Annotated in this window: 23 protein-coding genes; 18 read left to right on the top strand and 5 right to left on the bottom strand. The window is 65.4% G+C overall.

All coding sequences use genetic code 11. The annotated features are described in order from the left end of the window. The 3 genes from GV035_RS13695 to zwf form a co-directional block, all read right to left on the bottom strand. Positions 1–1917, bottom strand: coding sequence for a bifunctional transcriptional regulator/glucokinase (locus GV035_RS13695; RefSeq protein WP_159835613.1), 1917 nt, complete (start codon positions 1915–1917; stop codon positions 1–3). After that, entirely contained in the window at positions 1898–2620 is a 723-nt protein-coding gene (gene pgl / locus GV035_RS13690; protein WP_159835612.1) for a 6-phosphogluconolactonase, read from the bottom strand. The genes GV035_RS13695 and pgl overlap by 20 nt, the downstream gene beginning before the upstream one ends. Positions 2621–2751: 131 nt before the next feature. After that, positions 2752–4212 carry a glucose-6-phosphate dehydrogenase gene (zwf, locus tag GV035_RS13685; protein WP_159835611.1) on the bottom strand — a complete coding sequence of 487 codons (1461 nt, stop codon included), beginning with the start codon at positions 4210–4212 and terminating at the stop codon, positions 2752–2754. Positions 4213–4818: 606 nt separating this feature from the next. Here zwf and GV035_RS13680 point away from each other — a divergent pair. The 5 genes from GV035_RS13680 to GV035_RS13660 all read left to right on the top strand — a co-directional run bounded on the left by GV035_RS13680 (position 4819) and on the right by GV035_RS13660 (position 11474). Then, the gene (locus GV035_RS13680) at positions 4819–6072 is read left to right on the top strand and encodes an ABC transporter substrate-binding protein (protein ID WP_159835610.1); all 1254 of its coding nucleotides are present in this window, start codon (positions 4819–4821) and stop codon (positions 6070–6072) included. Between the two features lie 210 nt (positions 6073–6282). Next, a complete protein-coding gene (locus GV035_RS13675) occupies positions 6283–7224 on the top strand; it encodes a carbohydrate ABC transporter permease (RefSeq protein ID WP_159835609.1) in 942 nt (313 codons plus the stop codon). Then, entirely contained in the window at positions 7214–8071 is an 858-nt protein-coding gene (locus tag GV035_RS13670; RefSeq protein WP_159835608.1) for a carbohydrate ABC transporter permease, read from the top strand. The genes GV035_RS13675 and GV035_RS13670 overlap by 11 nt, the downstream gene beginning before the upstream one ends. A gap of 49 nt (positions 8072–8120) precedes the next feature. Next, positions 8121–9239: an ABC transporter ATP-binding protein gene (locus GV035_RS13665; protein WP_159835607.1), complete on the top strand. Its 1119-nt coding sequence runs from the start codon at positions 8121–8123 to the stop codon at positions 9237–9239. Positions 9240–9350: 111 nt separating this feature from the next. After that, positions 9351–11474 (top strand): prolyl oligopeptidase family serine peptidase, encoded by a 2124-nt coding sequence (locus tag GV035_RS13660; RefSeq protein WP_159835606.1) that lies wholly within the window; start codon positions 9351–9353, stop codon positions 11472–11474. A gap of 485 nt (positions 11475–11959) precedes the next feature. On the opposite strand, the gene GV035_RS13655 is transcribed toward GV035_RS13660, so the two are convergent. Continuing rightward, a complete protein-coding gene (locus GV035_RS13655) occupies positions 11960–13171 on the bottom strand; it encodes a Bcr/CflA family multidrug efflux MFS transporter (protein ID WP_159835605.1) in 1212 nt (403 codons plus the stop codon). 159 nt (positions 13172–13330) lie between these two features. On the opposite strand from GV035_RS13655, the gene GV035_RS13650 reads away from it, so the two are divergent. The 10 genes from GV035_RS13650 (at position 13331) to GV035_RS13605 (ending at position 21445) form a co-directional block, all read left to right on the top strand. Then, positions 13331–13900 (top strand): hypothetical protein, encoded by a 570-nt coding sequence (locus tag GV035_RS13650; protein ID WP_159835604.1) that lies wholly within the window; start codon positions 13331–13333, stop codon positions 13898–13900. Positions 13901–14064: 164 nt separating this feature from the next. Beyond that, a complete protein-coding gene (hemL, locus tag GV035_RS13645; protein ID WP_159835603.1) occupies positions 14065–15348 on the top strand; it encodes a glutamate-1-semialdehyde 2,1-aminomutase in 1284 nt (427 codons plus the stop codon). A 27-nt stretch (positions 15349–15375) separates the two neighbouring features. Beyond that, positions 15376–16497 (top strand): bifunctional diaminohydroxyphosphoribosylaminopyrimidine deaminase/5-amino-6-(5-phosphoribosylamino)uracil reductase RibD, encoded by a 1122-nt coding sequence (gene ribD, locus GV035_RS13640; RefSeq protein WP_159835602.1) that lies wholly within the window; start codon positions 15376–15378, stop codon positions 16495–16497. Positions 16498–16526: 29 nt separating this feature from the next. Further along, positions 16527–17156 (top strand): riboflavin synthase, encoded by a 630-nt coding sequence (locus tag GV035_RS13635; protein WP_159835601.1) that lies wholly within the window; start codon positions 16527–16529, stop codon positions 17154–17156. Between the two features lie 167 nt (positions 17157–17323). Beyond that, entirely contained in the window at positions 17324–17569 is a 246-nt protein-coding gene (locus tag GV035_RS13630) for a type II toxin-antitoxin system CcdA family antitoxin (protein WP_159835600.1), read from the top strand. Then, positions 17569–17883, top strand: coding sequence for a CcdB family protein (locus tag GV035_RS13625; protein WP_159835599.1), 315 nt, complete (start codon positions 17569–17571; stop codon positions 17881–17883). The genes GV035_RS13630 and GV035_RS13625 overlap by 1 nt, the downstream gene beginning before the upstream one ends. A gap of 208 nt (positions 17884–18091) precedes the next feature. Then, positions 18092–19258, top strand: a complete 1167-nt coding sequence (gene ribBA, locus GV035_RS13620; RefSeq protein WP_159835598.1) for a bifunctional 3,4-dihydroxy-2-butanone-4-phosphate synthase/GTP cyclohydrolase II — start codon at positions 18092–18094, stop codon at positions 19256–19258. Between the two features lie 36 nt (positions 19259–19294). Continuing rightward, positions 19295–19807 (top strand): 6,7-dimethyl-8-ribityllumazine synthase, encoded by a 513-nt coding sequence (ribH, locus tag GV035_RS13615; protein WP_159835597.1) that lies wholly within the window; start codon positions 19295–19297, stop codon positions 19805–19807. Next, positions 19804–20238, top strand: a complete 435-nt coding sequence (gene nusB, locus GV035_RS13610; RefSeq protein ID WP_159835596.1) for a transcription antitermination factor NusB — start codon at positions 19804–19806, stop codon at positions 20236–20238. The genes ribH and nusB overlap by 4 nt, the downstream gene beginning before the upstream one ends. 13 nt (positions 20239–20251) lie before the next feature. Beyond that, positions 20252–21445, top strand: coding sequence for a pyridoxal phosphate-dependent aminotransferase (locus GV035_RS13605; protein ID WP_159835595.1), 1194 nt, complete (start codon positions 20252–20254; stop codon positions 21443–21445). A 76-nt stretch (positions 21446–21521) separates the two neighbouring features. Here the strand turns inward: GV035_RS13605 and GV035_RS13600 are convergent, their stop codons facing one another. Continuing rightward, positions 21522–22670 carry a lytic transglycosylase domain-containing protein gene (locus GV035_RS13600; protein WP_159835594.1) on the bottom strand — a complete coding sequence of 383 codons (1149 nt, stop codon included), beginning with the start codon at positions 22668–22670 and terminating at the stop codon, positions 21522–21524. A gap of 583 nt (positions 22671–23253) precedes the next feature. On the opposite strand from GV035_RS13600, the gene GV035_RS13595 reads away from it, so the two are divergent. The 3 genes from GV035_RS13595 to GV035_RS13585 are packed head-to-tail and all read left to right on the top strand — an operon-like array spanning position 23254 to position 26524. Then, positions 23254–24864 carry a UbiD family decarboxylase gene (locus tag GV035_RS13595; protein WP_159835593.1) on the top strand — a complete coding sequence of 537 codons (1611 nt, stop codon included), beginning with the start codon at positions 23254–23256 and terminating at the stop codon, positions 24862–24864. Beyond that, the gene (locus GV035_RS13590) at positions 24861–25856 is read left to right on the top strand and encodes an asparaginase (protein WP_159835592.1); all 996 of its coding nucleotides are present in this window, start codon (positions 24861–24863) and stop codon (positions 25854–25856) included. Before GV035_RS13595 ends, GV035_RS13590 begins: the two co-directional genes overlap by 4 nt. Continuing rightward, positions 25853–26524 (top strand): LysE family translocator, encoded by a 672-nt coding sequence (locus tag GV035_RS13585; RefSeq protein WP_159835591.1) that lies wholly within the window; start codon positions 25853–25855, stop codon positions 26522–26524. Before GV035_RS13590 ends, GV035_RS13585 begins: the two co-directional genes overlap by 4 nt. Position 26525: the final 1 nt, after the last annotated feature.

Here is a 26525-nt window from a genome sequence, read left to right as displayed (position 1 = left end):
TTATTCCTTCGCCACGCCCGACGCGCCGTGACTCAGCCAGTCAAGCACGGCGGCGGCCTCGTCGTCGCTGGCTTCGCGCGCTTGCGCGACGGTCTCGCTGATCTTCGCGCCAGGCTGCGGCGCAGCACGGCGGATCGCCACGCCGACCGCCAGAATGTCGATGATCACGAGATGCAAAATGCGCGAGATCATCGACAACTGCGACTCGCGAATCTCGATGTGATCCGTCTCGAGCGCCACGGTCGCGCGCTTGGCGAGCGGCGTGTTGCTCGACGTGATCGCGATGACGGTCGCGCCCTGCTGCATCGCCACTTCGAGCACGCGCAGCAGTTCCGGCGCGCGTCCGGACTTCGAGACCGCCACGATCACGTCGCCCTTGCCGAGGAGCGCCGCGGACGCCGCCTGCATGTAGAGATCGCCGTAGGCAATCGTCGGGATGCCGAAGCGGAAGAACTTGTAATGCGCGTCCTGGGCGACGATGTTCGAATTGCCGAGCCCGTAGAACTCGATGCGCCGCGCGCCGTTCAGAATGTCGATCGCCCGCTCGACGTTGTCGAAGTTCAGATGCTCGCGCAACTGCAGAATGGCGGACACGGTGTTGTCCAGCACTTTCGCGCCGAAGTCCGTGGCCGTATCGCCCAGATGCACCTGACTGTGGCTGACCGGAATCGTGCCCGTCAGCCCGGTCGCGAGCTTCAGCTTGAAGTCGGACAGGCCCTGACAGCCGAGCGAGCGGCAAAAGCGGATCACCGTCGGCTGGCTCACGTCGGCCTTGCGCGCAATGTCGATGATCGGGTCGTTGATGATCGAGCGCGGATGGTTCAGCGCGAGATCGGCCACGCGCCGTTCGGCGGGCGTGAGCGCGTCGCGCATCTGCCGGATGCGCTCGAACACCGCCGACGATCCGCTGTTCGCGCGATTCGACAACTGCTCGGCCAGAATCGCGGACACGCCAAGGAACGCGGGATATTCCGCCGTGATGACGTAAGTCGGAATGCCGGACAAATACTGCTGGAAGCGCCCTTTCGACTCGAATCGCTCGCGAAACGGCGACTTGTGGAACAGTTCGCCGAGCTTCAGCACGATGCCGCCGCCGATATAGATGCCGCCCAGCGCGCCGAGCGTCACCGCGATATTGCCGGCGAACGTGCCCAAGATCGCGCAGAAGCAGTTCACGGTTTCGAGCGCGAGCGCCTCGCCTTCCAGCGCGCGCGTGGTGACGTCGGCGGCGGTGAAGGTGTCGGCGACCGCCACGTTGTCGCGCTCCGCGAACGCCCGGTAGATCAGCTCCAGCCCTTGCCCCGCGCACACGCGTTCGAACGACACGTGCGGAAACTTGCGGCGCGCATAGCGCGTGACGAGGTCTTCGCTTTCGTCGAAAGGCGAGAACGTCGCGTGACCGCCTTCACTGCCGAGCGCGATCCAGCGATCATCGGCGGGAATCAGCCCCGACACGCCCAGGCCCGTGCCCGGACCGAGCAGGCCGATCACGCTGTTCTGCCGCCGCGCGCCGCCGCCGATCTGCACGCGCTGCGCATCGGTGAGGCCGGGCAGCGCCATCGCGAGCGCGGTAAAGTCATTGACGACCAGCAGCGTATCGAAACCGAGCGCGCGGCGCGTCGCTTCGATCGAAAAGCTCCAGTCGTGATTGGTCATTTTCACGTGATCGCCGTCCACCGGATTGGCGATCGCAATCGCCGCATGGTTCACGCGGCCGACTTTCGTGTCCTTCAGATACTGCTGCATGACTTCCGCGATGCCAGGGTAATCGGACCCCGGATAGACGCGGATTTGCCCGATTTCGCCGGGCGCCGTCTCCAGCGCGAAGCGCGCGTTGGTGCCGCCGATGTCGGCGAGCAGCCTCGGTCCATCGGCGTGGCTCGCCGCCGGCGCGGCCTTATGCACACCAGTAGACATCGAGCTTCACTCCTTCGTCGTTGGCCAAGGTCGAGATGGCATTCTTCTGGCGCGCGGCAAGCGCCGCGTTCAGTACGTCGAGTTTCTTCTGGCCGGAGATGAAGAGGAAAAGCTGCTTCACCTGCTTCAACGCGGACATCGAGAGGCTCACGCGTGCATGTGGCGCGCTGCCCGGATGCACGGCGACGAAGCGGTCCTGCGTGGAAATGGCGAAGTCCCATTCGGGTGCGTCCGCGAAGATGGAGGCGGTGTGACCGTCCTCGCCCATGCCGAGCACGGCGACGTCCGGCAGGCGGCGGCGCGCGTCGGCATTCAGGGAGGCGACGTGCGCGTCCAGCGTGGCCGACGTATCGACGAGCGGCAGGAAGTACGCCGCCGCGCCCGCGTCCTGCAGAAGCGTCTCGCGCACGAGGCGCGCGTTGCTCGCGGAATCGGTTTCAGGCACCCAGCGGTCGTCGACGAGCGTCACGTCGATATGCGCCCACGCGAGCGGCTCGTGCGAGAGCGTTTGCAAGAACGGACGCGGGCTCGTGCCGCCGGACACGGCGAGCGTGGCATGAGCGGATTGTCCTGATGCCGCTGCGCTGGCATCGGCCGATGCGGCGCCTCTGGCCGCGAGCGACGCTGCGAGCGCGTCGCTGACGGCCTTCGCCAGCGCGTCCGAGTGGGCGCGCGGGTCGTCGAAAGTGCGAAGCTCGATCACTGCTCCTCCATCCTGCTTGTCTTGGTTTATCGACCCGCCTTATCTCGCGAGGCCGCGAACGGCCCGCGAAGCGGTCTTGTGTGCTGGCGCGCGCTCTCGTCTCTCTCCAGGAACCCGTCAGCGCGACGCCCTCAATTCTCTTCTTCCAGCCAGCACGTGCCATGCTGCGCGAGCATCGCGCTCGACGCCGCCGGGCCCCACGTGCCCGCCGCATACGGCTTGGGTTTGTTCGTGGACGCAGCCCACGCGTTCAGGATCGGCTCGACCCAGCGCCACGCGGCTTCCTGTTCGTCGCGGCGCACGAAGAGCGCGAGCCGCCCGTGAATCACATCCAGCAAGAGCCGCTGGTAAGCCTCCATCTGCCCTTCCTTGAAGAACTGGTCGAACGCGAGATCCAGATGCACGCTTGCGAGGTTCATGCCCTCGCCCGGCTGCTTCGCGAGGCAATATAGACGAATGGTTTCGTTCGGCTGCAGGCGGATGACGAGCCGGTTCGCGCCCGCGCGCAGCGCATTCGCGCCGAGCGCCGAATGCGGCACGGGCCGGAAGTTCACGACGATCTCAGCGACGCGGTCCGCGAGCCGCTTGCCGGTGCGCAGGAAGAACGGCACGCCCGCCCAGCGCCAGTTTTCGATTTCGACCTTCAGCGCGACGAAGGTTTCGGTGTTGCTGTCGGGGCGCACGCCCGGCTCGGTCGCGTAGGCCGGCACCGATGCGCCGCGAATCACGCCCGCGTGATACTGCCCGCGCACCGCGACGCGGCTGATGTCGCGCTCGTCGATCGGCTTCAGCGCGCGCAGCACGCGCAGCTTCTCGTCGCGCACGGAGTCGGAATCCATGGAATGCGGCGGTTCCATCGTCACGATGGAAAGCAGTTGCAGCAAGTGGTTCTGGACCATGTCGCGCAACGCGCCGGTGTTGTCGTAGAAGTCGCCGCGCGCTTCCACGCCGAGTTCCTCGGCAATGGTGATCTGAATGCTTTCGACCCACTCGCGCCGCCACAGCGGCTCGAAGAGCGCGTTGCCGAAGCGCAGCGCCAGAAGGTTCTGCACCGGCTCCTTGCCGAGGTAGTGGTCGATCCGATAGATCTGCTCTTCCTGGAAGATCTCGCCGACCGCGTCGTTGATGGCATTCGACGACTCGAGGTCGTAGCCGAGCGGCTTTTCCAGCACGATGCGCGCGTTCTGGTTCAGGCCGACCTCCGACAGCGCGCGGCAGATGGGCACGAAGAGCGACGGCCCCGTCGCCAGATAGAAGACGCGCGTGCCGTCGTATTTCGCGAGCGCGTCACGCAGCACCACGAAGTCTTCGGCGCGGCCCAGATCGAGCTGCACATATTCCATGCGGTCGAGAAAGCTGCGCCACGCGGTCTCGTCGACGCCCTTCTTCGAGACATGCGGCTTCACGTGTTCCTCGACCCACGCAAGATATTCACCGGGCGCCTGCGCGCCGCGCGCCACCGCGACGATCTTGCCCGAGGGCGCGAGCATGCCCGCGCGGTGCGCTTCAAAGAGCGCCGGAAGAATCTTGCGCATCGACAAGTCGCCGGTCCCGCCGAAGAGCACGAAAATGAAATTCGAGTCGCTTTGCATGGGTCTTTGAGGCCGCCTGTGAAGTCGGTGGGACGTCGAACGAAAGGCTATCGTAGTTCGACAAAATTTTTTTTGACACTGAATTGTAGTTTAACTACAATCCAAATCAAGAGGAAATGTCACCCGGGAAAAAAATGGCTTGTCAATCAGAAGCTGAGTGTTTTCCCTAAGGCGGCGCTCCCGTACTCATGTTAACGAAGTCCGGTCATCGCCGCTTCATGCACGGGCTTCGCATCTCATGGGTACGGCCTCGCGCCTGCGCCGCCCCGGCCGCATTGCAACTGCGGCTCGTGTGCGCGGGTAAAAATCAAAAGCAATCACTAGCATGGGCCGGCACAGGCGTTCAGCCATCGGCTCACAGAGGAGACAGTCGTTGCGATCTGACCTACTCATCTCTTGAGAGCCGTGCGGCCGACCATCGGATATCGGACTGCCGGCTTCGCACGCATGCATCACCCGCGTGCAACACGCTTCTGCGCCGACACCCCGATTTCCCGATTCCCGGTCACCCAAGCATTGCCGTTGTGTAACCACCGTTTTTTTCAACGCTTCCTGGCGACATCAGGGGCCACTCGTTACTTGTTCAGGTGCTGGAGGAGATAAACAATGAAAGTCCGTAAGCTCATGGGCGCGCTGTGCGCCGCAGGTCTTCTGTGCGGCGCGACGGCGTCGGCGGTGCAGGCTGCCGAGGCTGTTTCCGTGCTGCACTGGTGGACCTCGGGCGGCGAATCGAAAGCGGTCGGCGTGCTCAAGGACGACATGACCAAGCAGGGCTATCAGTGGAAGGACTTCGCGGTCGCCGGCGGCGCAGGCGCGGCCGCGATGACCGCGCTGAAGACCCAGGTGATCTCGGGCAACGCGCCGTCGGCGGCCCAGATCAAGGGTCCGCTGATCCAGGAATGGTCGGAGCAAGGCGTGCTCGTGCCGATCGACTCCGTCGCCGGCGACTGGAAGAAGAACCTGCCGCCCGAAATCGACAAGATCATCCACGCTGACGGCCACTACGTCGCGGCGCCCTTCTCGGTGCATCGCGTGAACTGGCTGTATATCAACAAGGCGGCGCTCGACAAGGCAGGCGGCAAGGTGCCGACGACGTGGGCCGAGTTCTTCCAGGTGGCCGACAAGATGAAGGCCGCCGGCATCATGCCGATCGCGATGGGCGGCCAGCCGTGGCAAGACCTGACGCTGTGGGAAGACGTCGTGCTGTCGCAGGGCGCGGACTTCTATAAGAAGGCCATCGTCGATCTGGACCAGAAGACGCTGACTTCCGACAAGATGGTTCAGGTGTTCGACACGGTCCGCAAGATTCAGGGTTACTTCGATAGCGGCCGCACCGGCCGCGACTGGAACCTCGCCACGGCCATGGTCATCAACGGCAAGGCCGGCATGCAGTTCATGGGCGACTGGGCGAAGGGCGAGTTCGCCGGCGCGAACAAGAAGGCGGGCACGGACTACATCTGCGCCGCGGTGCCGGGCACGGAGAAGGCTTACACCTTCAACGTCGACTCGTTCGTGTTCTTCCAGCAGAAGGGCCAGAAGACGGCCACGCCGGGCCAGCTCGCGCTCGCGAAGACCATCATGTCGCCGGATTTCCAGGAGCAGTTCAGCCTGAACAAGGGCTCGATTCCGGTGCGCCTCGGTGTAAAGATGGATAAGTTCGACGACTGCGCGAAGAAGTCCTACGCTGATGAACAGACGGCCATTAAATCGGGCGGCTATGTTCCGTCGCTCGCGCACGGCATGGCTCAGGGCGACGCCGTCGCGGGCGCCATGACCGACGTCGTGACGAAGTTCATGAACTCGTCGGAAGATTCGAAGAGCGCGGTTCAGGCGCTCGCGAACGCTGCCAAGACGAAGTAAGGACGTAGCACCGTGACGGGCGGCAGGCGGCTTCAATACGGCCGCCCGCCGCCCGAGCCACAAAAGCGTCGCCTATAAGTCGTATCAAGCGCCGGTCGTGCCGAAGTCAGCCGATCCGAGAGCACACCTTCGCACCGCGCGCGCAAGTCAGCGTCATTCAAGCGCGTCAAGGCGCATCAAAGCGCCGGCGCATCTTCCAGGAGTCGAGTTGTGACTGCCTCCCTCAGCGGTACCGCGGAAAAAAGTCCGCACCAGCCTCGCCGCGCCTCGCCCACGGCGGCGCTTGCCGATCGCTGGATTCCCAAGCTGGTGCTTGCTCCCAGCATCCTGATCGCGCTCGTGTTCGTCTATGGCTTCATCGCCGTCACAGGCTATCTGTCGCTGTCGGAATCGCGACTGATGCCGCGCTACGAGTTCGCCGGCTTCGACCGATACCGCCAGCTCTTCGCCAACGACGTCTGGTGGACCTCCGCCGCCAACCTCGGCTGGTTCGGCATTCCGTTCATCGCCATTTGCGTCGGGCTGGGCCTCTTTCTCGCGATCCTGCTCGACCAGAAGATCCGCAACGAAGGCGCGTTGCGCGCGGTCTTTCTCTACCCGATGGCGCTTTCGTTCATCGTGACGGGCACCGCGTGGCAGTGGATTTTGAACCCGGGCCTCGGCCTCGAAAAAGTGTTTCACGACTGGGGCTGGACGAGCTTCTCGTTCAACTGGCTCGGCGACCCGGACAAGGCCATTTTCTGTGTCGTGATCGCGGCGGTCTGGCAATCGAGCGGCTTCGTGATGGCGCTTTTCCTCGCGGGACTGCGCGGCGTGGACAGCGAAATCTTCAAGGCGGCGCAAGTGGACGGCGCGACGCTGCCGACCATCTACCGCAAGATCGTGATTCCGAGCATGCGCCCGGTGTTCTTCTCCGTGCTGCTGATTCTCTGCCACATCACGATCAAGACCTTCGACCTCGTCGTCGCGCTGACGGCGGGCGGCCCGGGCACGTCGTCGTCGCTGCCGGCCATCTTCATGTACACGTTCTCGTTCAACCGGGGACAACTGGGCGTCGGCGCCGCTTCGTCGATGATGATGCTCGCCACCGTCGTCGCGGTTCTCGTGCCGCTCATGTATCTGGAATCGAGGAGCACTCGCAATGCAGCCTAAGATGACGATCAGCCGCGCCGTCATTTACGCGGTGCTGATCCTTTTCGCGCTCTACTTCCTGTTCCCGATCTACGTGATGCTGTCCACGTCGTTCAAGGATCTCGACCAGCTTCGCACCGGCAACCTGCTGACGCCGCCGACGCACGTCACCTTCGCGCCGTGGGTCAAGGCGTGGCATGAAGCGTGCACCGGCGTGCGCTGCGACGGCATGGAGCCGTTCTTCATGAACTCGGTGCGCATGGTGATTCCGGCCGTGCTGATCTCGTCGATCGTCGGCGCGTTCAACGGCTATGTGCTCACGCACTGGCGCTTCCGCGGCGCGGATGCGTTCTTCACGATGCTGCTCGTCGGCTGCTTCATCCCGTTCCAGGCGATTCTCCTGCCGATGGCGCGGCTGCAAGGCTTCCTCGGACTGTCGAACACGACGAGCGGCCTCGTGCTCGTGCACGTGATCTACGGCATCGCGTTCACGACCATGTTCTTCCGCAACTTCTACGTGAGCATTCCGGCTGAACTGGTGAAGGCGGCGCGCATCGACGGCGCAGGCTTCTTCATGATCTTCACGAAGATTCTCTTGCCGGTGTCGCTGCCGATCTTCATGGTCTGCCTGATCTGGCAGTTCACGCAAATCTGGAACGACTTCCTGTTCGGCATCGTGTTCTCGGGCGTGGATTCCATGCCGATCACGGTTGCGCTGAACAATCTCGTGAATACGTCGACGGGCGTGAAGGAATACAACGTGGACATGGCGGGCGCGATCATCGCGGCCTTGCCGACGATTCTCGTCTACATGATCGCAGGACGTTACTTCGTGCGCGGCCTGACGGCGGGCGCGGTGAAGGGTTGAGCGCAACGAACGCGCTTCCCGCTGAAGAGACAACATAGAGGATTCAAGCATGGCAAGCCTTTCCATCCGTGACGTGTACAAGACCTACCCGAACGGGGTGCCGGTTCTCAAGGGCGTCAACATCGACATCGAGGACGGACAGTTCCTGATCCTCGTCGGCGGCTCGGGCTGCGGCAAGTCCACGCTGCTCAACATGATCGCGGGGCTGGAAACCGTGACGCGCGGCGACATCATGATCGACGGCAAGACGGTCAACAATCTCTCGCCGAAGGACCGCGATATCGCGATGGTGTTCCAGTCCTACGCGCTCTACCCTTCCATGAGCGTGCGCGACAACATCTCCTTCGGTCTCAACATCCGCAAGGTGCCGAAGGACGAGCAGAAGAAGATCGTCGATCGCGTGTCGGAGACGCTGCAGATCGGCCATCTGCTCGACCGCAAGCCGGGGCAGCTGTCAGGCGGTCAGCGTCAGCGCGTCGCGATGGGCCGCGCGCTCGCGCGTGATCCGGTGATGTTCCTCTTCGACGAGCCGCTCTCGAACCTCGACGCCAAGCTGCGTATCGAGATGCGCTCGGAAATCAAGCTGCTGCATCAGCGCCTCGGGACGACCATTGTCTATGTGACGCACGATCAGATCGAAGCGATGACGCTCGGCGACCGCATCGCCGTGATGAAGGATGGCATCGTGCAGCAATTCGGCGCGCCGCAGGACATCTACGATTCGCCGTCGAACCTGTTCGTCGCGGGCTTCATCGGCGCGCCGCCGATGAACTTCATCAGCGGCAAGCTCGTCGAGGCCGGCGCGGGCGTGGGCCTGCAACTGGACACGGGCGTCGCGCGCAATGTGCTGAAGCTGCCGTTCGATGCCGCGAAGCTGCGCGGGAAGATCGGTCAGGACGTGGTGCTCGGCCTGCGCCCGGAGCGCATCACCGATGCCCGCAGCGCGCACAACGTCGCTGACGCGAGCCTGCAGCCGATGGAAGTGCGCGTCGACGTGATCGAGCCGACCGGCCCGGACACGCTCGTGTTCGCGCAGGTCAACGGCAAGCGCATCGTGTCGCGCGTGCACCCGGCGAGCAACCCGCAGCCGTTGTCGAACATGACGTTGCTGTTCGATGTCTCGAAGGCCGTGCTGTTCGATCCGCAAACGGAAGAGCGGCTCGCGTAAGCGCCATCGCTGTTCTGCCACGAAGCCGCGCCCCGTGCGCGGCTTTTTCTTTTCTGGCGCGGTCACGCCGATACGGCACAATCAGCGTTCCGCTTTCGAATTGGCCGCACCATGTCTTTTCTCTCCGATCACCCGTCGCTCCTCTGGCCGCAAGCCGACAATCCCGATCCCTTCATCGGCCTCGAAGCCCTCGACGACGAGCGCGTGCAAGCCTGGGTCGATGCGCAGAATCGCCGCACCGAAGCCGCGTTCGGCGACACGTCCGACGCGCGCGCGCTCGCCGCGCGGCTCGAAAAGGCGTACACGTCGCAGGATCGCATCGTCACGTGCTCGCGCTATGGCGACTGGGCGTACAACACGTGGCAAGACGACGCGCATCCGCTTGGCATCGTGCGCCGCACGCCGTGGAGCGCGTGGCTCGCCGGCACGCCCGAGTGGGACATCGTGCTCGACGTCGACGCGCTCGATCTGAACACCAACGAGCACGGCGACACGCGCTGGGCGCTCGCCGACTTCGACATGCTCTACCCCGGCTACGACCGCGCGCTCGTCTCGCTGTCGCCGGGCGGCTCGGACGCGTGCATCGTGCGCGAGTTCGATATCGAGCAACGCCGCTTCATCGAGGATGGCTTCGTGCTGCCGGACGTGGGCAAGCACGACATCTCGTGGATCGACCGCGACACGGTGTACGTCGGCTGGGACGACAGCAAGACGAGCGCGCGGCCCGCGCTGACGACTTCCGGTTTTCCGCGTCAGGCGCGGCGCTGGAAGCGCGGCACGCCGCTCGCCGATGCACCCGTCGTGTTCGAAGGCGTGCGCCGCGACGTGTCGGCAGGCGCGGACTACGATCCGCTGGAAAAGCTGCATCTCGCGTCGCGCGCCGTCACGTTCTACGACACGCTGCACTTCTGGCTCGACGAAGCCGCAAACGAATGGCGTCAGTACGACCTGCCTCAACACGTCGAAATCGAGCACTGGAACGGCTGGCTCTTCGTCACGCCGCGCAAGCAATGGAACGTCGGCGGCCGGCGTCACGCGGCAGGTTCGCTGACCGTCATCCGGCGCGATGCGTTTCTCGGCGGCTCGCGCCATTTCACCGCGCTCTTCGCGCCGGCGGAGCGGCGCGTGCTGGCGGGCATCGACTTCACGAAGCAATGGCTGATCGTCTCGCAAATGGACGACGGCACGCCGCGCGTCGCGCTCTGGCGTCCGCCCGCCGATGACGACGGCGCATGGGAATCGCGCGAATTTGCGTTGCCGGACGCGAGCCAGTCGTATGTCGATTCCATCGACAGCGAGCGCGACGACACCGTGCTGATTCACGTCGAGCATTTTCTGACGCCGCCGTCGCTCTATCACGCCGATCTCGCCAGCGACGCCCCGTGGACCCTGCTCGCGCGTCTGCCGGCGCGCTTCGACGCGACCGGACTCGCTGCCGTGCGCCGCCACGCAATCGCGCCCGACGGCGAGCGCATTCCGTACTGGGTGATCGGCCGCGATGTCGATGCGCAACGCCCGCAGCACGCGCGCCCTTGCCTGCTGTACGGCTACGGCGGCTTCGAAGTCGCGCTCGATCCGCACTACGACGCGACGACCGGCATCGCGTGGTTGGAACGCGGCGGGCTCTACGCGGTGGCGAACATTCGCGGCGGCGGCGAGTTCGGTCCGCAATGGCATCAGGCTGCGTTGCGCGAGCACCGCCAGGTGTCGTTCGACGATTTCGTCGCGGTCGCGCAGGCGCTCGTCGAAAGCGGCGTCACGACGGCGAAGCAGCTCGCGATTCGCGGGGCGAGCAACGGCGGATTGCTCGCTGCCGTGTGCATGGTGCAGCGGCCCGAGTGCTTCGGCGCGGTGTTGTCGGAAGTGCCGCTCGTCGACATGGCGCGGTTTCGTACGCTCTTGCAAGGCGCTTCGTGGATCGACGAATACGGCGATCCGGACGACGCCGCCGATCTTCCTCATCTGATGGCTTACTCGCCGTATCAGAACGTGAAGGCGGATGCCGTCTATCCGCCGGCGCTCTTCACGTCTTCGACGAGCGACGACCGCGTGCATCCCGGCCACGCGCGCAAGATGGTCGCGAAGATGCAGGCGCAAGGCCACGCGAAGATCTGGTATCAGGAAACGGGCGAAGGCGGCCACGGCGCGGGCGTCGAGCCGGAAGCGGTCGCGCAGGCGGAAGCGGCGGCGTTCGCGTTCCTCGCGTCGGTCGTCGGGCCGCTGCCGCCGCATTAGGAATAATCTGATTGCAGCGAAACGGCGCGTTTCGGTGAAAAAGCGTCGCTCTCTTACGATTCGAATTCGTTCGATATAGCCGGGCTTACGGCGTCTCTATAGTTCAACCATTCCTTGTTGATTCGGCGAGTCGCCTTCCTGGACAGAAGCGGCCCCGCCGAAGACGAACCGGCACGTGGAGAGCACGGTTCCGCCAACGGGGAATGGTTTGACTGAGCTTTTGACCGAAACGAATCGATCGGGAACACCTTTGACCCAGGCACCCGATTCTCGACAGGAGAAGACGCCTATCGCTTCAACACCCAAACCGAATCGAGCGAGTATTCACCTTTGACCCGGACGGATACTGCCCACGAAAAACGGCCCGGCCGCACTGCCTTCTGACCCAGGGCAAGCGCGAGTCGCGCTGGAAACAGCTTTGCCCCCTATCGACCTCGCCACAACGCGAGGTTTTTTTTCGCCTGCGCGCCGCCGATTACTCAGTCTCAGACCCGCACGGGCGCGGCGTGCGAGCGCATCACCAGCGTGCGGCCGGCGAATGTCAGGACGCCGCACACGCCGATCACGATGCCCATGCCGTGCGGCGAGACATCATGAAAAAGGCCGATGGCGAGACTCGCCAGCGCGCCGAGCGCAAGCTGCATCGCGCCGAAGACGGCGGCCGCCGCGCCCGCGTTGCGCGGATAACGGTGCATGAGTTCGGTCGTGCAGTTGGCGGACAACAACCCGACGACGCCGACCACGAAGAACAGGCTCGCCACGATCGACCACAAGCCGCCCCATCCCGTCAGCGAAACGAGCGCGACCGCGATGGCCGCCACGACGCTCACGAACGCCGCGCCCGAGATCATCTTCATTGCGCCGACACGCCCGACGAGCTTCGTGTTCAGCACGTTTCCGCCGATGATCCCGACGATGTTGAGCCCGAACAGCAGCCCGTAATGCTGCGGCTTGACGTGGAAATAATCGATGTAGACGAAAGGCGTCGCGGTGATATACGCGAACATCGACGCGAACGCCATGCCGCCGCAGAGCACGTGGCCCCAGGTGACGGAATCGGTCAACAGATGCCCGTACGCCGCGAACGACGTGCCGAGCGCCGCGCCCGCGCGCTTTTCCTTCGGCCATGTCTCCGGCACGCGCAGGAACGCGGCGACCGCGCAGAGCGCGCCGAAGAGCGTGAGCACGACGAAGACGACACGCCAGCCGCCGAGCAGCAGCAATTGCCCGCCGATCAGCGGCGCGAGCAGCGGGCCGATGGACGTGACAATAGACAGCATCGACAGGACGCGGGCGGCATCGGTCGGCTCGTGGGCGTCGCGGGCGATGGCGCGCGCCAGCACCGACGCCGCGCCCGCGCCGAGCGCCTGCAGGAAGCGCACGAAGACGAGCGCGTCGATGGAGAACGCCGTCGCGCAGGCGATGCTCGCGAGCACGTACAGCGCGATGCCGCCCAGGAGAATCGGCCGTCTGCCGTAGGCGTCGGACAGTGGGCCGTACAGCAGCATGCCGAACGAGAAGCCGAACATGAAGCTCGTGAGCGTCCCCTGCGCGGCGGCGGGGCTCGTGCCGAATGCCGCCGCGAGCGACGGCAGGCTCGGCAGATACATGTCGATGGACAGCGGACCGCATGCGGCGAGCGCGCCGAGCAACAGGATCAGCCGGGCGTCGGGCCGGCGGCGGGTAGTGTCTGGCATCGGGTGTGCAAGGAAGAGGACGGCGCTCAGAAGCCCGTCGTGATGGTGGCAGCGATCGGCGGTGAACGTCTCGAAGCGAGCGGCCATTGTACGCGACACTCCGACTCATCCCGGTGCGCTAAGCTCACCGCTTCTCTCCTTCGCGCCTCGTCCGACGCCATGACCGCCTTCCTGCTGATCTGGAGCCCGAAGAAGTGGCCGTGGCCCGAATTGCCCGATATCGCGCGCCGCGTGGCCGCTGGCGAAGCCGTCGCCGATGTCTGGGGCTGCGGCACGGCGCGCGGCCTCGTGCCGGGCGACCGCGTGTTCGTGCATCGCGTGGCGCAGGAGCCGAAAGGCATTTTCGGCTCGGGCTACGTGACGCGCGCACCGTACGAAGTGCCGGACACGCAGTCGAAGCGCGGCTACCGGCTGTGCATCGACTTCGTGTATGACTGGCTCGTCGATTCGCACGAGCGCGTCGTCGTGGCGCGTGACGAACTGCGCGTGCATCCGCTCTCCGTGCAGACGTGGGATGCGCAAAGTTCCGGCACGCTCATCAAGCCGATCGCCGAAGGCGCGCTCGAAAAGCTCTGGACCGAGCGCACCGGCCGGCGCGGACGTCCGCCCGCTTCGACCACGCTTCCTGTTCCCGCGACGCCCAGCGAGGCGAGCGCCCTCGCGGCGCGCGAACCCGGCGTAACCGAGGACCCGCCGCCTGCCAAGCCCGCGCGAGCACGTCAGCCGTAAGCGGCTCGCCGCTAACGACTCCGGTACAATTTCAGCAACATGTGTCGCACCGGACGCGCATGGGCCGCGTGCTGTCATCGCGCCGCGCCGGGTCTTTCGCCCGCGGGCGAGCCGGCCACGCCGGTCGCGCGTTCTCGCATTCACTTTCAGCGCAGGCCATCTCCATGTCCAAGAATCAAGCCCTTTTCGAACGTGCTCAGCGAACCATCCCCGGCGGCGTGAATTCGCCGGTGCGGGCGTTCCGCTCGGTCGGCGGCACGCCGCGCTTCATCGAGCGCGCGCAAGGCCCGTACTTCTGGGATGCGGAAGGCAAACGCTATATCGACTACATCGGCTCGTGGGGGCCGATGATCGTCGGCCACGTGCATCCCGAAGTGCTCGAAGCGGTTCAGCGCGTGCTCGCCGACGGTTTCTCGTTCGGCGCGCCGACCGAAGCGGAGATCGAGATCGCGGAGGAAATCTGCAAGCTGGTGCCGTCGATCGAACAGGTACGCATGGTGTCGTCCGGCACGGAAGCGACGATGAGCGCGCTGCGGCTTGCGCGCGGCTTCACGAACCGCAGCCGCATCGTGAAGTTCGAGGGCTGCTATCACGGCCACGCGGACAGCCTGCTCGTGAAGGCGGGCTCGGGCCTGCTGACGTTCGGCAATCCGACATCGGCCGGCGTGCCCGCCGATATCGCCAAGCACACGACGGTGCTCGAATACAACAACGTCGAGCAGCTCAACGAAGCCTTCGCGGCGTTCGGCGCGGAAATCGCGTCGGTGATCGTGGAGCCGGTCGCGGGCAACATGAACCTCGTGCGCGCCACGCCGGAGTTTCTGAACGCGCTGCGCGAACGCTGCGACGAGTACGGCTCGGTGCTGATTTTCGACGAAGTGATGTGCGGTTTTCGCGTCGCGCTCGGCGGCGCGCAGCAGGTGTACGGCATCAAGCCGGACCTCACGTGTCTCGGTAAGGTCATCGGCGGCGGCATGCCGGCTGCGGCGTTCGGCGGACGGCGCGACATCATGGCGCATCTCGCGCCGCTCGGCGGCGTCTATCAGGCGGGCACGTTGTCGGGCAATCCGATCGCGGTCGCGGCGGGCCTGAAGACGCTGCAGATCATCCAGCGCGAAGGCTTCTACGACGACCTCGCGAACCAGACGCGCAAGCTCGTCGACGGCCTCGCCTCGGTCGCCCGCGAAGCGAAAGTGCCCTTCTGCGCGGATTCGGTCGGCGGCATGTTCGGCTTGTACTTCATGGATCAGGTGCCGGGCAGCTTCGCGCAGATCGCGCACGGCGACACGAAACGCTTCAACGCGTTCTTCCACGCGATGCTCGATGCGGGCGTCTACTTCGCGCCGTCCGCGTTCGAGGCGGGCTTCGTGTCGAGCGCCCACGACGACGCCGTGATCGACGCGACCCTCGACGCCGCGCGCGGCGCGTTCGCGTCGCTCGCGGTTTAAGGCCGCGTCGCGCAACGGGCCGCCGCGATGTTCTCGCAATCGGATTTCACCTACATGGAGCGCGCGCTCGCGCTCGCCTCGCGCGGCATGTACACGACGACGCCGAATCCGCGCGTCGGCTGCGTGCTCGTCAAGAATGGCGAAGTGATCGGCATGGGCTTCACGCAGCCGGCCGGCCAGGATCACGCCGAAGTGCGCGCGCTGAAAGACGCCCGCTCGCGCGGCAAGGACCCGCGCGGCGCCACCGCGTACGTGACGCTCGAACCGTGCAGCCATTTCGGGCGCACGCCGCCGTGCGCGCACGCGCTGATCGACGCGCGCGTCGAAAAGGTGATCGCCGCGATGGAAGACCCGAACCCGACCGTCTCGGGCCGCGGCCTCGCCATGTTGCGCGACGCGGGCATCGACGTGCGCTGCGGGCTGCTCGCGACCGAGGCGCACGAAATGAACATCGGCTTCGTCTCGCGCATGACGCGCCGTCGCCCGTGGGTGCGCCTGAAAGTGGCGGCGACGCTCGACGGGCGCACGGGCCTGCCCTCGGGCGAAAGCCAGTGGATCACCGGCGAGGACGCGCGCGCCGACGGCCACGCGTGGCGCGCCCGCGCCTGCGCGATCCTGACAGGCATCGGCACGGTGCGCGAGGACGACCCGCAACTCACCGTGCGCGCGGTTGACACGCCGCGCCAGCCGCAGCGCGTCTTGATCGACAGCCGGCTCGACGTGCCGCTGGACGCGCGCATTCTCGACGGCGCGCCGCCGTGGATCTTCCATTCCGCCGATGCCGACGCGCAGCGCGCCGACACGCTGCGCGAGAAAGGCGCGGAGCTCATCGAACTGTCGAACGAGCACGGCAAGGTGGATCTTCCCGCCATGCTGACGGCGCTCGCCGATCGCGGCATCAACGAATTGCACGTCGAAGCGGGCCACAAGCTGAACGGCTCGCTTTTGCGCGAAGGCTGCGTGGACGAACTGCTGATCTATCTCGCGCCGAGCCTGCTCGGCAGCGCGCCCGGCATGTTCGATTTCGCGCCGCCCGCCACGCTCGATGCGCGCCCGCATCTCAAGTTTCATCGCATCGACCGGCTCGGCGACGATCTACGCATTCTGGCGCGCTTCGCCGATGCGCACGTCGCCGCTCCGGTGCTCTGAACACGCCTCGATACAAAGGAACGCGCTTCATGTTTACAGGAATCGTCACGGCGGTAGGCCGCATCGAAAAAGTCACGCCGCTCGGCGCCGAGCCGCAAGCGGGCGTGCGTCTGCGAGTGGCCGCCGGCGGTCTCGATCTCGCGGATGTCGAACTCGGCGACAGCATCGCGATTCAGGGCGCGTGCATGACGGTGATCGAAAAGTCGCAGGACGCCTTCGATGTCGACGTCTCGCGCGAAAGCCTGAACAAGACGGCCGGCCTGGGCGACGCGGGCGCGGAGGTGAATCTGGAGAAGGCGCTGCGCGCGCACGACCGGCTGGGCGGGCATCTGGTGTCCGGCCACGTCGATGGTCTCGGCACGGTGTCGCGCTTCGAGCGCGTGGGCGAATCGCACGAATTGCGCATCGTCGCGCCGAAGGACATCGGCAAGTATCTGGCGTACAAGGGCTCGGTGACGGTGAACGGCGTGAGTCTCACGGTGAACGCCGTGGAGGATCGCGCGGACGGCTGCGAGTTCTCCATCAACCTGATTCCGCACACGGTGGAAGTGACGACGCTCAAGGCGCTTCGTGCGGCCGCTAAGGTGAATCTGGAGATCGATTTGATTGCGCGGTATGTGGAGCGGATGATGTCGGCGGCGTCGCCGACGAAGGGCTGATAATCCGTCGAGCCAGACGCGCTGCGCAATCACGCATTTCGAACCTTGATCATCCCGCTACTACCGCCGGCCTCCGCCATGCGTCGCACTGGTGAAGTCCGATAGGAAACCGGCGCCTGTATGTGGGCTTATAATGCGCATAAACTCCCACATCACAAGGGGCGATCATGCGGCATACCGTGACGGACGCTATTGCGCGCCGGGCGACGAACATCAGCCTGCCCGAAGACGTCTACAAGGACGCGAAGGAGCTCGGCATCAACTTCTCGCAGACATGCGAGCGAGCGATTCGACAGGCAGTACAGGTGGAGAAGGATCGCCAGTGGGCGATCAAATATGCAGATTTCATTCAGGCGTACAACGACATGATCGAGCGTGATGGCTTGCCGCTTGGACAGTACCGGACGTTCTGATGCCCCGTTTCGACGTTTTTTCCAACCCCAGCGGGCACGCCGGCACGCCTTACGTTGTCGAGGTCCAGGGAAATCATTTATCGGGGCTGGCAACGCGCGTGGTCGTTCCGCTGCGCCGATTGGACCGGCTCGCTCGGGTACCGCTTCCGCCCGATCTGATTCCGGTGTTCGTCATCGAGGGTATCGAATGCATGCTCGATACGCCGACGCTCGCCGCCATTCCGCGCAGTGCGCTGACCAAGCCAGTCAGTTCCCTCGTACATCGACAGGACGAAATCATGTCGGCGCTCGACCGATTGTTTGGCGGATGGTGAGCGTCTCGGCGCTGGCATCTGTCTGCGCGTCGCACGCGTTGCGGGCATCGCGCTTCGGCGCCGTGCTTTAAGTCCTGACGGAAGCCACACTTGCTGGCGTTGCAAGCAACATAACGCACCACCCCGCCTTGCGCGATTCCCGGCGACTGTCCATCGGCCGTGGCGTAAAATACAGGCCTTTCCCAAACGGACCTGCCGGGACGCCACCATGTCGATCGCTTCCACTCCAGAAATCATCGCCGAGCTCAAGGCCGGCCGCATGGTGATCCTCGTCGACGAAGAAGATCGCGAGAACGAAGGCGACCTGATCGTCGCCGCCGACTTCATCACGCCCGAAGCGATCAACTTCATGGCGCGCTACGGCCGCGGCCTCATCTGCCTCACGCTCACGCAGGAACGCTGCAAGCTGCTCAACCTGCCGCTCATGACCCAGCGCAACGGCACGCAGTACGGCACGGCATTCACCGTCAGCATCGAAGCCGCCGAGGGCGTGACCACCGGCATTTCCGCCGCCGACCGCTCGCGCACCATCGCCACGGCGGTCGCCGCGAGTGCGCGCGCCGAGGACATCGTCCAGCCGGGCCACGTGTTCCCGATCATGGCGCAGCCGGGCGGCGTGCTCGTGCGCGCGGGCCACACCGAAGCCGGCTGCGATCTGACCGCGCTCGCGGGACTCACGCCCGCCGCCGTCATCTGCGAAGTGATCCGCGACGACGGCGAAATGGCGCGCCTGCCCGATCTCATCGAATTCGGCGAGCAGCACGGCATCAAGATCGGCACGATCGCGGATCTGATCCACTATCGCAGCCGCACCGAATCCATCATCGAAAAAGTCAGCGAGCGCACCATGCAGACCGCGCACGGCACGTTCCGCGCGGTGCTGTATCGCGACGAACCGAGCGGCTCGCCGCATATCGCGCTCGTGCGCGGCACGCCGTCGCCGGATCGCGAAACGCCGGTGCGCGTGCACGAACCGCTGTCGGTGCTGGATCTGCTCGAAATCGACGCGTCCACGCACTCGTGGACCATCGACGCCGCCATGAAAGAAATCGCCGCGCGCGATCTCGGCGCCATCGTCATGCTCAATTGCGGCGACAGCCGCGATCATCTCGTCGACACGTTCCGCGCGCTCGACGAAACGGACAAAGCGGCCAAGCCGCAACGCCGCCCGATCGACTTCAAGACCTACGGCATCGGCGCGCAGATTCTTCGCGATCTCGGCGTCGGCAAGATGCAGGTGCTCGCCAATCCGCGGCGCCTGGGCAGCATGTCGGGCTACGGGCTCGAAGTGACCGGTTTCATTCCGATGCCCGGCTGCCCCGCGACGGCGGCGAGCGCAACGGACGGCGCCGTCGCGCACCTGCGTTCGGCCTGAACGCATTCACCCTATTCCAAACCAACGGACCTCTACATGGAAATCGGACAATACCAGCCGAACCTCGACGGTGACGGCCTGCGCATCGGCATCGTGCAGTCGCGCTTCAACGAACCGGTGTGCAACGGCCTCGCGGATGCATGCATCGAGGAGCTGGAGCGCCTCGGCGTGATCGGCGAGGACGTGCTGCTCGTGACGGTGCCGGGCGCGCTCGAAATTCCGCTCGCGCTGCAAAAACTCGCCGAATCCGGCCAGTTCGACGCCCTGATCGCGCTCGGCGCGGTCGTGCGCGGCGAGACGTACCACTTCGAGCTCGTGTCGAACGAAAGCGGCTCGGGCATTTCCCGCATCGCGCTCGATTTCGGCGTGCCGGTCGCGAACGCCGTGCTGACGACGGAAAACGATGAACAAGCCGTCGCGCGCATGACCGAAAAAGGCCGCGACGCCGCCCGCGTGGCCGTCGAAATGGCGAACCTGTCGGTGGCGCTGGAGCAGCTCGGCGGCGACGACGAAGAAGATGACGAAGACGAAGACGAGGACCGCGCATGAAGAGCGCACGACGCCGCTCGCGTGAACTCGCGACGCAAGGGCTTTACCAATGGCTGCTGTCGGGCGCGCCCGGCGGCGAGATCGACGCGCAGTTGCGCAACGCGCAGGGCTTCGACAAGGCCGACCACGAACATCTGGACGCGATCCTGCACGGCGTCATCAAGGAAGCCGATGCGCTTTCCACCGAGCTGCAACCCTGCCTCGACCGCCCGATCGAGCAGTTGTCGCCGGTCGAGCGCGCGGTACTGCTCGTTGCCGCGTTCGAATTCAAGCATCACATCGACATTCCGTATCGCGTGGTCATCAACGAGGCAGTCGAACTGACGAAGACGTTCGGCGGCTCGGACGGCTACAAGTATGTGAACGGCGTGCTGGACAAGCTCGCCGTCGCGATGCGCCCTGCCGAAGCGCAGGCGCGTGGACGCGGCTAACGGGACCGACGGCATGAATACCGCCTCTGAGCCGCTCATGCGGCTCGCCGCCCGCGTCGACGCCATCGAGCCGTTCTATGTGATGGAACTGATGAAGGACGCCCAGGCGCTCGAACGCGCGGGACGCGACATCATCCACATGGGAATCGGCGAGCCGGACTTCACCGCGCCCGCGCCCGTGACCCGCGCCGCCGCCGACGCGCTGACGCGCGGCGTCACGCAGTACACGAACGCGCTGGGCGTCACGGCGCTGCGCGAGGCAATCGCCGCGCATTACCGCGACGCGTTCGGCCTGACCGTCGATCCCGCGCGCATCGTGGTGACGGCGGGCGCCTCGGCGGCGCTCCTGCTCGCGTGCATGGCGCTCGTCGACAACGGCGACGAAGTGTTGATGCCCGACCCGTGCTATCCGTGCAACCGGCACTTCGTGTCGGCGGCGGACGGCAAGCCGGTGCTGATCGCGAGCGGCCCCGCCGAACGCTTCCAGCTCACCGCCGAACAGGTCGAGGCGCACTGGACGCCCGCGACGCGCGGCGTGCTGCTCGCGTCGCCCTCGAATCCGACGGGCACGTCCATCGAGCCGGACGAATTGCGGCGCATCGTCGGCAAGGTGCGGGAGCGCGGCGGCTTTACCATCGTCGATGAGATCTATCAGGGCCTGAGCTACGACGCGAAGCCCGTCTCCGCGCTTTCCTTCGGCGACGACGTCGTGACGGTCAACAGCTTCTCGAAGTATTTCAACATGACCGGCTGGCGGCTCGGCTGGCTCGTCGTGCCGCACGCGATGATCGGGGCAGTCGAGAAGCTTTCGCAGAATCTGTTCATCTGCGCGTCGGCGCTGGCGCAGCACGCGGCGCTCGCGTGTTTCGAGCCGGAGACGCTCGCGATCTACGAAGCGCGCCGGCTGGAGTTCAAGCGGCGGCGCGACTACATCGTGCCGGCGCTGCGTTCGCTGGGCTTCGGCGTGCCGGTCGTGCCGGACGGCGCGTTCTACGTCTATGCCGATACGACGAGCGTGCCGCACGCCGCCGCCGGCGATAGCGAACGGCTCACGCGGTCCATGCTGCACGACGCCGGCGTGGTGCTCGTGCCGGGCGCGGACTTCGGCTTTCATGCGCCGGACCGTTACATCCGGCTCTCGTATGCCACGGCTTATTCGAAGCTGGAAGAAGCCGTCTCGCGGCTCGGCGACCTTTTCAGCCGCTGAGCACGGTTCGGCCGGCCAACAAAAAGGGCACCCGCATGAGGTGCCCTTCTCTTTTGTCCGACGGTAAAACTGACGATCAGGCGCCCAGTTCAGCCGATGCGGCGTGCTTCGAATCGCCCGAATCGCCGTCGTCCTGCGCGTCGGTCTTCTTCGCTCCGTCGATCGTCGCATGCACGCGCTTAGGCGTATCCGCCGAGGCGGAGGCCAGCACCTGCTTCGGCGCGGCCTGAACCGGCGCCTGCGGCGCGTTGATCGGCACGTTGCGGCCACGAGCGACATCGCGCAGACGCGCCCGCTCGGCGAGCACCTTCGCGCCGTAACCGCCGTCGTCCTGCGACGTGGAACCCACGTAGTAGCGCAGACCGCCCGCCACCGAACCGCCGCGCGCGATGCAGTCCTTCAGCACCAGCGCGCCGACCTTGATGTTCGCGAGCGGATCGAGCGCCGCGTGCGAGCCGCCGAAGTACTCGAACTTGTCGGAATGTACTTTCGACATCACCTGCATCAGCCCCTTCGCGCCGACGCCGCTTTCCGCATACGGATTGAAGCCCGACTCGATGGCCATGACGGACAGCAGCAGCAGCGGATCGAGACCGACCTGGCGACCCGTGTCGAACGCGGCGCGCACGAGGTCGCTGACCGGCTCTTCCGCCACGCGGTAGCGCCGCGCGATGAAGTTCGCGACGAGCTTTTGCTCGCGCGCCGAGACGAGCACGCGGTCGTCGCGCGCATCGGCGACGATGCGCTGCGCCGGGATCGCGCTCGCCAGCAAGCCGACAGAAGGCATCGTGCGAGGATCGAGGCCGTTGGGCGACACAGCGAGGCTGATGCCGCCGGTCAGTTGGCGCGTGCTCGCGTCGTCGGTGGCGGCGGCGCCGAGCGACGGCACCTGTTCCGGCGGTGCCGCCGACACGGTGGGGTTCGCCGTGAGGCTGATCGGCGCGGCATCCGCCGGCTGGCGATGCACGGCCGAGAACGGCGGAAGCGGCTGGCCCGCCAGAAGCCGCGCCGGACCGGCCTGAACCGCCGCAGACACGAATGGCATGATCCGTGCGGCAAAGGTGGTGCGCCAGGAAGGCAAGAGCCACAGCGCGAGCGCCGTGACGATGGCCGCGCAACCGACCAGGCTGAAGATATAGTGACTCATACGGCTTCCACGACGCAGCGCGGTGCGCAAACCTTGCGCGACGCGAGTGTCAGGACGCCACAATAACCAAGCGTTCATCGATGCTCCCAATGTTGCATGATTCAGGCTGATGAATACCAATAAACCGGCTTTCGAAAGCGCAAATCAGACACCGCTCGCTCTTGGCAAGGCGTAAGCGGCATCGGGGAAACGGCATGTGCCGTCTGGAAAGCCGATCCGGCAAAACGCCGGCGTGCGCGGCACGAACAACATGCCCTTGGTGCGCAGATGGCTTTCCACGCGAAAAACCGGCGCTGTATAACGCCGGCAGTGACAACCAACAGCCATGAATCGCCGGGCAGGTGCGGCGCAGGCGACGCATAACGTCTGAGAAAAACCTGAGGCAGAGGTAAAAAGTTTCAAAACCTGCAATGGATGCGAAGCGATTCTAGCAGGGTTTAATGATCCGTCAATGCTATACCTTTCTGTTTCAATTACTTACAGTTATAATGAACACCGTTTAGGAGCGCCAACGCACGTCCGCAGACCTGTTTCCAGCGGAATTTCCTGAATGTCACCCAGCGCACGGACTACCACGCAGGTAAAATCGACAATCGCCTAGCGCGCAGCCGTCCCGCTCCTCCGGTTCCCTGAGCGGCCTCGAGTCCTCGTCCGACCATCGATGAAATATAAAGATCTGCGCGACTTCACCGCCCGCCTGGAGGCGCTCGGTGAACTGCGCCGCATCCGGCAGCCTGTCTCACCCGTTCTCGAAATGACCGAACTCTCCGACCGCGTGTTGCGCGCGGGCGGCCCGGCGCTGCTTTTCGAAGCGCCCACCGGACACACCATGCCGGTGCTCGCCAACCTGTTCGGCACGACGCGGCGCGTGGCGCTCGGCATGGGAATCGAAACCGAGTCGCCGGCCAGCGCCGATGCGACGCTCGGCGGCGACACCGCTGCGCTCGATTCGCTGCGCACTATCGGCCGGCTGCTATCCGCGCTCAAGGAACCCGAACCGCCGCGCGGGCTGAAGGACGCCGGCAAGCTGCTTTCGCTCGCCAAGGCGGTCTGGGACATGGCGCCCAAGTCGGTGAACGCGCCGCCTTGCCAGGAAGTCGTGTGGGATGGCAACGACGTCGATCTCGCCCGCCTGCCGATCCAGACGTGCTGGCCCGGCGATGCCGGACCGCTGCTCACGTGGGGCCTCACCGTCACGCGCGGGCCTAACAAGACGCGCCAGAATCTCGGCATCTATCGGCAGCAGTTGATCGGGCGCAACAAGCTCATCATGCGCTGGCTCGCGCATCGGGGCGGCGCGCTCGATTTCCGCGAATTCGCGCTCGCCAATCCGGGCAAGCCGTATCCGGTGGCGGTCGTGCTGGGCGCGGACCCGGCCACCATCCTCGGTGCGGTCACGCCGGTTCCCGACACGCTCTCCGAATATCAGTTCGCGGGCCTCCTGCGCGGTTCCCGCACCGAACTCGCGAAATGCCTGACGCCGGGCGTCGATACCTTGCAGGTTCCGGCACGCGCCGAAATCGTGCTCGAAGGCTTCATCTATCCGCAGGAAGGCGCTGTGCCGCCCGCACCGGCAGGCGCGCCGCCGCGTCCGTCGGCAGGCGCCGCCGCGCGTTACGAACACGCGCTCGAAGGCCCGTATGGCGATCACACCGGCTACTACAACGAGCAGGAGTGGTTTCCGGTCTTCACGGTCGAGAAAATCACGCTGCGCCGCGACGCCCTCTTCCACTCGACGTACACCGGCAAGCCGCCCGACGAACCGGCCGTGCTCGGCGTCGCGCTGAACGAAGTCTTCGTGCCGCTGCTGCAGAAGCAGTTCCCCGAAATCACGGACTTCTATCTGCCGCCGGAAGGATGCAGCTATCGCATGGCCATCGTGCAGATGAAGAAGAGCTACGCCGGCCACGCCAAGCGCGTGATGCTCGGCGTCTGGAGCTTCCTGCGGCAGTTCATGTATACGAAGTTCATCGTGGTGGTCGACGAAGACGTCAACGTGCGCGACTGGAAGGAAGTGATCTGGGCGATCACAACGCGCGTCGATCCCACGCGCGACACCGTCATGATCGACAGCACGCCGATCGACTATCTCGACTTCGCGTCGCCGGTGGCGGGTCTCGGCTCGAAGATGGGACTCGACGCGACCAACAAGTGGCCGGGCGAGACGCATCGCGAATGGGGCCGCCCCATTACGATGGATGCGGCCGTCAAGCGGCGCGTCGATGCGCTGTGGAGCGAAATCGGACTGGACGACGCGGGGAAAAACGCATGATCGCAGCGACGCTGTATCGGGGAAACGCCGTCGAGAACACGCACGCGGCGCATGTGGCCGTGGTCGATGCGCAGGGCCGTCTGCTTCATTCGTTCGGCGATCCGCACCGCGTGACGCTGCCGCGCTCGGCCGCGAAACCGGCGCAGGCGCTCGCCGTCATCGAAACGGGCGCGCTCGAACGCTTCGGTTTCGACGAGGCCGATCTCGCGCTCATGTGCGGCTCGCACAGCAGCGAGCCGCGTCACATGGAACGCGCCCGCGCGATGCTGGCGAAGTCCGGCGCGAGCGAGAGCGATCTGCGCTGCGGCAGGCATCCGCCGATTTCGGATGCCGTCTACAAGGACTGGATCCGGCGCGACTTCACGCCGACGCCCGTTTGCAGCAACTGTTCGGGCAAGCACGCCGGTATGCTCGCGGGCGCGCGGGCGATGAACGCGACGCTTGACGGCTATCACCTGCCGGAGCATCCGCTGCAGGCGCGCGTGAAACGCACGATGGCCGACGCGGTCGATCTGCCTTTCGACGACGTGCTGTGGGCCATCGACGGATGCAATCTGCCGACGCCCGCTTTCCCGCTCGACCGTCTCGCGCGGCTCTACATGAAAATCGCCGACGCGCCGGACGGCTCGCCGCTCGGCCGCATTCATCGCGCGATGACGTCGCATCCCGAACTCGTCGCGGGCGAAGGACGCTTCTGCACGCGTCTGATGCGCGCGTTCGACGGCGCGCTCGTCGGCAAGACCGGCGCGGACGCGAGCTATGCGATCGGCGTGAAGCGTCCGCAAGGCGCGCTCGGCATCGCGGTGAAAGTCGAGGACGGGAACACGAACGTGCTGCACGCGGTCGTCGCGCACGTGCTGGAGCGGCTCGACATCGGCACGCGCGAGCAACGCGCCGCGCTCGATGACTTCCGTCATTCGCCGATGGTAAACACGATGGGCGTGCCGACCGGCCATCTCGACGTGACGCTCGCGCTCACGAGGCACGCATGACGCATTCGTGGTCGTTGATGTCGGACGGCTTCTTTCTGTCGCTGTCGCTGTGTCTGGATATCGGGATCGCCAACGTCGCGATCATTTCGCTCGCGCTGTCGCACGGCTTCAAGCCCGGACTCGTGCTCGGCCTCGGCACGTGTTTCGGCGACTTGATATACGCTGCGCTCGCGCTCGCCGGCATGTCCGCGCTGCTGCAATTCCCCGCTGTGCGCTGGGTCGTGTGGATTGGCGGTGCAATCGTCCTGCTGTTTCTCACATGGAAGATGGCGCGCGAGGCGCTGAACCCTGCCTCCGCGCCGCCCGTCGAAGGCGAAGCCGATCTACGCACGCCGCGTCAGAGTCATCTGAAGAGCTTCTTGCGCGGATGCCTGCTCGCGGTGTCATCGCCGAGCGCGATTCTGTGGTTCGCGGCCGTCGGTGGCGCACTGATCGCGAAGGCCGGCGCGACCGGCCCGATGAGCGCGTCGGTATTCCTGCTCGGCTTCTTTTGCGGCGGCCTCGGCTGGACGCTCTTCGTCTGCACGCTCGCGAGCCACGGCCGCAAGCGCGCCGGCACGCGCCTCTTGCGCGCGTGCCATGTGATGTCGGCCGTGCTCTTCGCCTATTTCGCGTACAGCGTGATCGTCAACGGCTACCGCGATCTGATCGTTCACGCGGTGTCGTGAC

The sequence above is a fragment of the Burkholderia sp. 8Y genome (assembly GCF_902506145.1).
Taxonomy (GTDB): domain Bacteria; phylum Pseudomonadota; class Gammaproteobacteria; order Burkholderiales; family Burkholderiaceae; genus Caballeronia.
Note: the sequence above shows the minus strand (reverse complement) of the source record. Positions and strands in the feature narration are given on the sequence as shown.